The sequence below is a fragment of the Pimelobacter simplex genome (assembly GCF_900114845.1).
In the GTDB taxonomy this organism is placed as follows: Bacteria; Actinomycetota; Actinomycetes; order Propionibacteriales; family Nocardioidaceae; genus Nocardioides; species Nocardioides simplex.
This window is the reverse complement of record NZ_FOUK01000004.1, coordinates 669,134-677,770: the sequence shown is the minus strand read 5'-3', so window position 1 is coordinate 677,770 and position 8,637 is coordinate 669,134. Positions and strand designations below refer to the sequence as shown.

The following is an 8,637-nucleotide window of genomic DNA, read 5'->3' as shown; positions in this document are numbered from 1 at the left end:
GGAAGCGGTTACGGGCCATGTCAGGCGGCCTCGTCGATGACGGCGTCGAGGTAGCGGGGGTAGAACCAGAGATCGGACTGGGCCTTGAGGGAGGTCGAGGTGACGGCGAAGATCTGGAGTGGCCCGGGGTCGGTGTAGTGCTGGTCGGCGGCGCCGAAGTCGGCGCCGATGGTCTTGTAGTCGATGCACACGGGGTTGGTCCCGAACGCGCCGGTGCCGCCGTAGATGCTGGGGAGTTTGCCCAGCTCGGCGGGTCGGATCTCGATCCAGGTCATCGAGTCGGCGTCACGGACCCAGGTCAGGGAGCCCTCGGTGAGGTTGAAGAGCCAGAACTCGTCCCAGGACATGTTCGCGGTGCCGGTGATGGTGATCTCGACGAGCTGGTTGCCCTCGACCTCGACCGGCGGGAGGAGCATGGCGGCGAGGTTGATGGCCCGGTAGCCGCTGGTGACCGGGACCTCGATCGAGCCGGAGTCGGTGACGCCGGAGCCGATGGTGGCCGCGCCGGCGGAGTCGACGATGCGCGTCGTCCAGGTCAGGGTGCCGGCTGTGGTGACGTTGAGCCGGCCGACGAGGCCGTGCATCCCGTCGCGGAGCTTGGTCGCCTGGATCCGGAAGACTGCCGGGGTCGCGAGGGTGTTGCGGGCCCCGGAGATCATCGCCGTGTCGACGGTCGCGCCACCGGAGGTCAGGAACGGCCGCATCGGTGGCGCGAGAGCGGCGTTCTTCGTGCTGTAGACGAGGATGTCGGTGCCCAGCGGCCCAGGCGTGGGGGTGGTGGAGTCGTAGAGGCGGATCGCGGCCTGGGTGGCGGCAGACCCGAGGATGATCGCGGTGCGTGAGCGCTGACGGTTCGTGCTGCTCGACACGATCAGGTTGGTGTGGGCGACCTCGGCGACCGCGATCGATGCCGACGGCGCCGCAGGCTGCGCTGGTGCTGCGAGCGAGATCGACAGCCGGTCGAAGTCCGCGGCGGTGAAGTAGTAGTCCAGGTATCCGCTGACCAGGCTCGGCATCACCGCGATCGGGGTGATCGGGCTCAGGGTGCCCAGGCCGCGCTTGAACGTCGGGTCGGTAGCCACGCCGGCCACGGAGGCGGCCGCCGAGATCCGCAGATAGGGCAGCGCCCCCGGGGCGGCGGTGACCCCGGTGCGTCGCAGCTCGAGCGACCGGGCGCCGTAGACGCCCACCGGGGCGCCGGAGGCGATCACGCTTCCCCCGGCCGAGGTCGGGCTCGGCTTGGCGACCTCGACCGTGGTCGAGCTGTAGGGCGTGCCGGTCCATCCGCTGTAGCTGGTCGCGCTGTTGGTGTTCGTCCCCATGAGGAAGGACCGAGCGCCGACGGCGCCGGCCGGGACGCGCTCCATCATGAAGTTGGAGGCGTAGATCTTCTCCCTGGCGACCGGGGCGTAGGCGTGGACCAGCGCGAGGCGGATGCGGGTCGTTCCGGCGGGAACGGTGTAGTACCCCTGGATGGTCTTGTAGACCCAGCCGTTCGCGTCCGCGCCGCCGGCAATCGCCACCAGGCTGCCGATCTCGGTCTGCCCGCTACTGGTCGCCCCGTTCCACTGGTCGACGACGAGCTTGATGGTGCTGCCGTCCTTGACCGCCCCGCCCCCGCCGGCCGCGGTGACGCGGACCGCGACCTCGTTGCGCAGGTAGATCCGGTCACCGGGGGCGACGACGTGCGCGGAGGAGCCCTCGACAGATTCGGCGAGCATGCGCCGGTTCGCGAGCCCGACGATCGGCTCCAGCTCGAACGCCGTGACCAGGATGTCGACCCACGTGTGGTCCATCGGCGGCGTCACGGAGGCGGCCGAGACCGCCCCGATGGCGGTGCCGGGGTCGGCGGTCCACCGGCTGATGCCCTGGACCGGGGAGGGGTTGAGGATCTCGTTCGTCCGCTGGACCGTGCCGAACCCGTAGGCGGTGGGGACGGTCCACCCGGAGGCGGAGTCGCAGGTGTCGACGACCGTCTTGGTCTCGCTCGCGGGCGGGACCGGCAGCGCCGGCACGGTGACCGGGTCCGGCGGGCGGGAGAACGGGTGCCGCGACATCGTGACGGTGAAGTAGCGGCACTCCTGGACCTCCTCGTCGAGGTCCCAGTCGTTGCCCTCGTCGCGCTCCGGGGCGGCGGCGTAGACGTCGTAGACACAGGTGGCGGCCTCCTCGAGCGGGGAGACCCACACCAGTGGCGGGATCGGGTCCGCGGACGCGTTCGCCGCGAGGGCGGCAGCGGCCTTCGCAGTCGCGGGCCCGGCCGCCTTCCCGTCCGGTGCAGACACGCGAAGCTGCAGCACCGTCTCGGCGTTGTCGTGGCCGTTCATCACCGCGAGCGAACCGTCGACCTGCAGCGACTTCACGAACTCGGTCAGCGCCTTGGCCGTGCCGAGCTTGGTGCCGTCGGCCATCGCCTCGATCACGAACTCCGCGTCCGGGTCGACAACATCGCCGGCGAGACGGATGTCGCCCCACGTCAGGGAGTGCGGCTGGCTCATGCGGTCTCCTCCGGCTCGGTCGGGGGCTCAGGCACGGCAGGGACCAGCCGCGCGCGGTCGGCCTCGAGCTGTGCCTTCTCGGCCAGGCAGCCGGCGAGGCGCAGCTCGAGGTCCGCGAGGTCCGCCTTGGCCTGGGCGATGTGGCCTTCCTGGATTCCGATGCTCTCCGGGCCGCCGTCGAGTTCGGCCAGGCGCTGGTCGATCAGCGCCACCGTCGGGCTCGCCGTCGCGTCGGCCGGGTTGCCGGGTTCGATCTGCTCGGTCACGTCACTTCTTCCCGTTCCGGCCGCGGTGGCCCTTGGAGTTGCCGCGGCCGCGGCTCTGGCGGTCTTCCTTGTGCTCGGCCTTGATGGCCTTCTCGATCGCGTCGAGACGCGCGTTGGCCTGGCGCAGCTCGCGGTTCGATGCGGCGAGCTCCTTGGCGTAGGTCGCCGCGGCGGCGTCGCCGGCCTTGGTGGCGTACTGCTCGCGCAGGTTGAATGCGGAGACGTACTTGGCGAGGTCGGCGGCCGAGCGGTTCGCGAAGTCGGTCAGCGCCCGGGCGTCCGGGGCCTCTCGCAGCAGCGCCTCGAGAGCGCCCTGGTTGACGCCCTTGGAGCGCAGCGCCTCGATGTCCTTGGCGAGCTGGGCGCCGTTCAGGTTGTCGCCATTGAGGACGGCCATGACGTCGTCAAACGATCCGCCGGCCGACCACACGTCGTTGTTGGGGAACAGATCTGAGCGGACGCGGTCGCTCGCTGCGTCGCGGATCGAGTCCATCTTGTCGATGACGCGGTCGCGGGCCTCAGTCTCATCGTCGACCGCCTTCTCGGACCGCTTGAGTGCCCGGTTCAGGCCCTTGAGCGAGTTGGGCAGCTCGTACTGGATGACCTCGATGGCCTTCATGCCGTCCGGCAGCCACGTCGGGTTCCTCCCGCCGCCACTCTGTCCGAGTGGCGCGAGGGCCGAGGACCACGACGGGTTGCGCCCGGCCGTGCCGCCACCGGCGAGGCCGCGGGCCATCATCCGCTCGGCGACCTCGCGGCGCGACATGCCGCGGTTGATGTCCTTCAGCTCGGACCGGAAGGTGTCGGCCTGGCCGTCGCGGTTGGAGGTGACCTCTTCGCCAGGCGCCAGCATGTACGGGTAGCGGTCGGCGTAGGGCCCGCCGTCCTTGGGCACCGTGGAACCGTCGGCCGACCCCTTGCCGCCGAAGATGGTCTGGATGCGGACCCAGGCGGTGCGCGCGGCGGTGATCGCATCGAGCTGGGCCTTCGCTTCGGCGATGCCGGTGAGCGTCACGTGCGGGCGGGCGCCCTTGTTCGTGGTGCTGACCAGGCGGCCGTCGACCGTGGAGATCTTCCCGATGAAGGGGTTGATGTTGGCGTCCACGTTCGGCTTGGTGTTGGAGCCGTCGAGGTTGCCGAGAAGATCCTCGAGACCGATCACCTGCTCGCGGGCCTTCTTGACGTCGCCGGTGTCGATGTCGATCTTCGTGGCCTTGAGCAGGTCGCGGAGAACGTCGCGCAGGTCCCGCGTGGCCTTCGTGGCTCCGCCGGCCTTCTCGACGGCCGCGTCGAAGTCAGCAAGAGCACCCTTGAGGAACTTCACCCGCTGGAGGCCGGAGAGCTGCTCGGAGTACTGCTCTGTTGCCGCGATCAGGTCATGGAGATTGGTCAGGTTCTCGCGGCCGCCAGCCAGGTCCGGGTTGAGGCCCTCTCCGTTCTGCTTGATCGACTCCGTGACGTTGTCGATCGCAGCCTGGTAGGCGATCCAGGCGGCCTGCTTGTCGACGACTGCGTTGAGGTTGGTGATGGCCTGCTGGAGCCGCTCTGTTTGGTGGGCTGCGGCGGCGGCCTTCTCGCCTGCGGTGCCGTACCGCTCGGCGAGTGCGTCGAAGGCGATCTGGTCGGAGGCGGCGTCTTCGGCGTCGCGCAGGCTGTCGGCGAGCTGGCGGATCTTCTCCTCGTCCTTGCCGAACAGGAAGCCGAAGTCGCCGGTGAAGACGCGCTCGAGGCCCTTGCCGACGTCGTCCAGGGCGTCGCCGATGCTGGAGATCTCGTTGCTGTCCTTGGCCTGCTCCTTGAGCTGGGCGAGCTCGTCGGCGGCCTTGCTGAACTGGCCCTCGGAGATCTGCTTCTGGACCTTGTCGACGGTGTCGGAGAAGCCGACCGTGGCGTTGTCGAGGTCCATGATCCCGCCGGCTGCTGCGCCGACGGCGACGCCCCAGGGGCCGCCGAGGGTGCCCAGGAGGCCGAGGGAGACGGTGTTGGCGACGCCGAGGTTGTCAGCGAGCCCGGTGCCCGCGAGGGCGAGGCCGGCGACGGGGGCGGCGCCCTTGGCGGCCTCGGCGGAGAAGGCCCGAACCTCCTTGCGGGCCGCGAGGGTCTGCTCGGAGGCGTGCTTGGAGGACTGGCCCATGCGGTAGGCCACGGTGCCAAACTTCGACATCGAGGGGATGGCGGCCTTGGCATCGCGCGCGGCGGTCTTGGTGAACCCAAGTACGCCCTGCTGGGCCAGGCGCTGGGAGGCCGTCCCGCCGTAGAGCTTGGTCTGCAGCGCGGCGGCCGCCTGCAGGCCGCGGGAGTAGAGCGCGAGCGCGGCGACGCCGGCAAGGATCGGGGTCCCGAGGTCGCTGTCGGCGATCGCCGACACGGCATCGCCGAATAGCTCGATGATCTTCAGCGACGGGCCGCCGAGCGGGGCGACGGCCTCGATGATCTGCAAGATCGCGTCCGCGAGCGCCCCTGCGGCGTCCGCGACCCGGGGGCCGTTGGTGTCGATGTAGTCGATGAACTCGCGGTAGCCGTTGGTGCCGGACAGCTCCTCGGACCACTTCGCGAAGTCGCGGGACTGCTCCAGCAGCCACTCGCCGAACTTGTCGTTGGTGGGGTCGAAGGCCATCCACAGCTCGGCGAGGCCCTTGGTGAGGTTGCCGAGGGTGCGGAAGAGGTCGTCGATGGCGTCGGGGGCGTTGTGCTCGACGAAGTCCCAGAACTCCTCCCACTCCGGGCCGGCGAGCTGGTCGGCGCCCTCGGCGATGAGGGACCCGCCTCGCTCTCCGATGGCCTGGGAGATGTCGCCGAGCTTGGGGGCCAGCCGCTCGAGGTCGTCGAGGGCCTCGGTCAGGCCGGGGAACCAGCCCGCGGCGGCGGAGTCGCGCATCTCGCGCAGCACAGGTCGGAGTTTCTGGAACTCGGTGACGAACTTGCGGGCGTCCGGGCCGATGTTGGACATCGCCGCTTCGGCCTTCTCGAGGTTCGCGGCGGTCGGCTCCAGGCGGGCCGTCTCGACGGCCTTGAGGGCGTCGCCCACACCCTGCATCGCGCCGACGAACGAGACGCCTGCGATGGCAGCGAAGCCGAGCTGGGAGGCGAGCCCGGTCACGGCCGGCACCGCGATGCCGGCGATCGGGACCGCTGAGGGACCGAGGATCGCCATGACGTCAGCGAGAATCCGCACCCGACCCGAGAGCCGGTCGATCTCCGGGCCCGACTTCCGGGCAGAGCGGCCGACGCCCTCGACCCCGTCGGAGACTTGCGGGAGGGTCTGCTTGACCCGCATCCCGGAGCCGTCAACGTGGTCGAGCGTGCTGCCGAACACCGCGGCAGCGGTGGTCATCTTCGCCATCGTGGTGGTGAAGCCGGCGTCTTCGGCGGAGACGCGGACCGACTCACGGCGAACGGCCATCTGGTCCCTCCTTCGGCTCGGGGTTGTCGGAGAAGGGGCACCAGAAGACGCGCTGGTCGATTACGCTCCGGGCATGATCAGGAAGGCTCTCGGGGCGCTGACGGGACTGCTGCTTGCCGTGTCGCTCGCCTCGTGCGGAGGCGACGAGGAGCCCGAGGTGTCGAGCGAGCCGGCGAACACCGGGGCTCCCAGCGAGACGCCGACGGTCGTCCTCGACATGCTGGACGCGTGCAGGCTGCTGGAGCAGCAGGTATCGAAGTACGGCGACAGCGAAGCCGACCAGGAGCAGTTCGCCGCCTACCTGACCACCCTGGCGGGATCGTCTGACCCCGAGACGCGCGCCGCCCTCCTCAGGATCGCGTCGGCAGCAGCCAACGAGTACGGAGGCGAGGGTGTCGACGATGTCCTCGACAGGCAGGGCGAGTACCTCGACGCGCTCGACAACATGGCTGCCGAGTGCAAGGCCGTCGGGTCCTCAGCCCTGCAGTGACTGGCTCGCCGAGCCCGGCTCCGGCGGTTCAGCGTGCTCGGCCGTGGCGGTCTTGCGGCCGCGGAACTGGACCATCACGTGGCGCCCGTCGCCGGGGCGCTTGCGGGTGGGCGGGATCTTGTCCTCGTCGCCCATCGCCTTGAGGGCCTTCCGGTCGGCGGCCTGCTGGATGCGGTCGTTCTTGGCTACGCCGGCGCACACATTGCAGTGCTCGACCTCGATCGCGAAGTGGTTGTCCAGGTCCCCGGTCAGGGACTTGTGGTAGCCGCAGCCTGAGCAGACGCCGGCCTCGTAGATCCGCAGCTCGACCATCTTCGTGACCTCGGCCTCGGTCCACTCCGCCTCGCGGTGGATGACTGTGTAGCCGGTGAGGTTGCCCTCGGCGTCGTAGTGCTCGTGGTGCTCGGCCGGTTCCCAGCCGTTGAGGCGCCGTTCGGAGACGCCGAGATCGAAGGCTAGGCGTCTGCGCTCTCGGCCGAGAGGGTCGAGGGCGAGCCGCTCAGGGCTTTTGGGGGAACGGTGACCTTGAACTCCTGCATCTCCACGACGCGGCGCACGAGGTCGGTCATGTCTGCCGGCGCGATCCGCTTGGAGAGCCAGCCGGACCAGTCGCCCTCGGTGAGCTTCTCGTCGTTCCACGAGACTGCCCAGTCGCCGAGGTCGGCCATGAGGTCGGTGGTGTTGACCACGCCGTTGCCGTTGCGGGTGTCGGAGATGTTGCCCTCACGCGGGGGATGGTCGTCCTTGTACGCCTGCCAGGCGGCGCCGTCGACACCGTTGAGCTGCAGGTCGCCCTCGTAGTCGCGCATCTGGTCCCACAGCGCGGTCAGCTCGGCGTCGATCTCGGCCACCCGCGGCGGCATCTCGGGCTCGGCGCGCTCGGCGGACTTGCGGACGCGGGCCTTGGCCTCGCGGTCCTCGTCGCCCTGGCCGGCGGTGGCGGTGGCGTTGATGATGAGGTCGGCCTTCTCCGAGCTGAGGCGCTGGACCTTCTCGACGAGCTCCAGGTTGAGGCACAGGCGAACAGAGCGGGTGGGAAGCTTGGCGGCCTTCTCGGCACGCAGCTCCGCGAGGGTCTTGGGCATGGGGTTCTCCTGCCGGGTGGTTGCCGAGTGGCCCCGTCCGCGACTCGGCAGCGCGGACGGGGCCGTCTTGGGTGGGTCAGGCCGCGACGACGCCGTTGATGGGCTCGCCGCCGTCGGCGTAGATCACGGACTGCGTGATCGCGAACTGGTCGAACTCCCCCTCGCCGGTGCGGCCGCGGCGCTGGCGGCCGAGCTTGACCTTGTGGGCGATGTAGGAGTCGCCGGCCGCGAAGGTGGAGCCCGTGCCGTCCATGCCCTGGAACTCGAGCAGGATCTTGGTCGTGCCCGGTGTCATGAGCGTGCGCGCCTCGTTGCCGGGGGCGGCGTCGTCCTCCTGCGGGAGGTGGGAGTACTGCAGGTCGGTGATGGTGTCGGTCGTGTTGCCGAACTCCTGGGGCACCTTGCGGCTGCACATCTTGCGCGGGCCCTCGCCGACGTTCTCGCCGCCCTCGGAGACGAAGTCGCCGTAGAGGTGGCAGGTGAGGATCTCGCCCGCGGTGACGCCGGTGAGCGGGATGGCGGCGAGGTTGGTCGCGGTGTCGAGCACCACGAGCCGGGAGTACCCCTGGGACTTCTGGGTCTCGGGCATGGTGACGGTCATGTCAGTCCTCCTGGGAAGGCGGGTTGGTGGTCGAGCTGTCGCCGGTCGACGCAGCCGGGGCGGACGACGCAGCCGACGCCGCCTTCTTCGCCGCCACCTTCTTGGCGACGGACGTCTTGGGCTTGACCGGCCGCCCGCCGGCCCGGGTCTCGGGGCGGGGGTTGCCGGAGCGGGTGTGCGTGGGCTCGTCGAGGATGGTCAGGCCTCGGCGCTCGGCGTCAGCGCGACCGGCGTTGTACTCGCGGTCGCCGACACGGACGCGGACGAGATCGGACATGGGTGGCTCCTTCGTGG

General features: G+C 70.0%; 8 protein-coding genes. 1 reads left to right on the top strand and 7 read right to left on the bottom strand.

Annotation, left to right across the window (positions count from 1 at the left end):
* Positions 1–20 precede the first annotated feature (20 nt).
* From BM223_RS20130 to BM223_RS20120, 3 genes are read right to left on the bottom strand one after another with little or no spacing between them, the layout of a single operon-like run.
* Entirely contained in the window at positions 21–2,498 is a 2,478-nt protein-coding gene (locus tag BM223_RS20130; RefSeq protein ID WP_038676267.1) for a hypothetical protein, read from the bottom strand.
* On the bottom strand, positions 2,495–2,764 hold the full coding sequence (locus BM223_RS20125) for a hypothetical protein (protein ID WP_038676265.1): 270 nt from the start codon (positions 2,762–2,764) through the stop codon (positions 2,495–2,497). Before BM223_RS20125 ends, BM223_RS20130 begins: the two co-directional genes overlap by 4 nt.
* Before the next feature lies 1 nt (position 2,765).
* Positions 2,766–6,167, bottom strand: a complete 3,402-nt coding sequence (locus tag BM223_RS20120) for a hypothetical protein (protein ID WP_038676263.1) — start codon at positions 6,165–6,167, stop codon at positions 2,766–2,768.
* A gap of 73 nt (positions 6,168–6,240) precedes the next feature.
* On the opposite strand from BM223_RS20120, the gene BM223_RS20115 reads away from it, so the two are divergent.
* Positions 6,241–6,657 (top strand): hypothetical protein, encoded by a 417-nt coding sequence (locus BM223_RS20115; protein WP_038676261.1) that lies wholly within the window; start codon positions 6,241–6,243, stop codon positions 6,655–6,657.
* Here BM223_RS20115 and BM223_RS20110 read toward each other — a convergent pair.
* From BM223_RS20110 to BM223_RS20095, 4 genes are all read right to left on the bottom strand, one after another.
* Positions 6,643–6,969 (bottom strand): hypothetical protein, encoded by a 327-nt coding sequence (locus BM223_RS20110; RefSeq protein ID WP_038676260.1) that lies wholly within the window; start codon positions 6,967–6,969, stop codon positions 6,643–6,645. The genes BM223_RS20115 and BM223_RS20110 overlap by 15 nt on opposite strands.
* Positions 6,970–7,112: 143 nt before the next feature.
* Positions 7,113–7,742, bottom strand: a complete 630-nt coding sequence (locus tag BM223_RS20105; protein WP_038676258.1) for a hypothetical protein — start codon at positions 7,740–7,742, stop codon at positions 7,113–7,115.
* A gap of 76 nt (positions 7,743–7,818) precedes the next feature.
* Positions 7,819–8,343 (bottom strand): phage tail tube protein, encoded by a 525-nt coding sequence (locus BM223_RS20100; RefSeq protein WP_038676255.1) that lies wholly within the window; start codon positions 8,341–8,343, stop codon positions 7,819–7,821.
* A gap of 1 nt (position 8,344) precedes the next feature.
* Positions 8,345–8,620 carry a hypothetical protein gene (locus BM223_RS20095; RefSeq protein ID WP_038676254.1) on the bottom strand — a complete coding sequence of 92 codons (276 nt, stop codon included), beginning with the start codon at positions 8,618–8,620 and terminating at the stop codon, positions 8,345–8,347.
* Positions 8,621–8,637 lie beyond the last annotated feature (17 nt).

Excerpts from the sequence above, each read along its gene's own strand:
- BM223_RS20130 (WP_038676267.1), bottom strand. The coding sequence starts at position 2,498 with ATGAGCCAGCCGCACTCCCTGACGTGGGGCGACATCCGTCTCGCCGGC.
- BM223_RS20120 (WP_038676263.1), bottom strand. The coding sequence starts at position 6,167 with ATGGCCGTTCGCCGTGAGTCGGTCCGCGTCTCCGCCGAAGACGCCGGC.
- BM223_RS20115 (WP_038676261.1), top strand. The coding sequence starts at position 6,241 with ATGATCAGGAAGGCTCTCGGGGCGCTGACGGGACTGCTGCTTGCCGTG.
- BM223_RS20110 (WP_038676260.1), bottom strand. The coding sequence starts at position 6,969 with ATGGTCGAGCTGCGGATCTACGAGGCCGGCGTCTGCTCAGGCTGCGGC.
- BM223_RS20105 (WP_038676258.1), bottom strand. The coding sequence starts at position 7,742 with ATGCCCAAGACCCTCGCGGAGCTGCGTGCCGAGAAGGCCGCCAAGCTT.
- BM223_RS20100 (WP_038676255.1), bottom strand. The coding sequence starts at position 8,343 with ATGACCGTCACCATGCCCGAGACCCAGAAGTCCCAGGGGTACTCCCGG.
- BM223_RS20095 (WP_038676254.1), bottom strand. The coding sequence starts at position 8,620 with ATGTCCGATCTCGTCCGCGTCCGTGTCGGCGACCGCGAGTACAACGCC.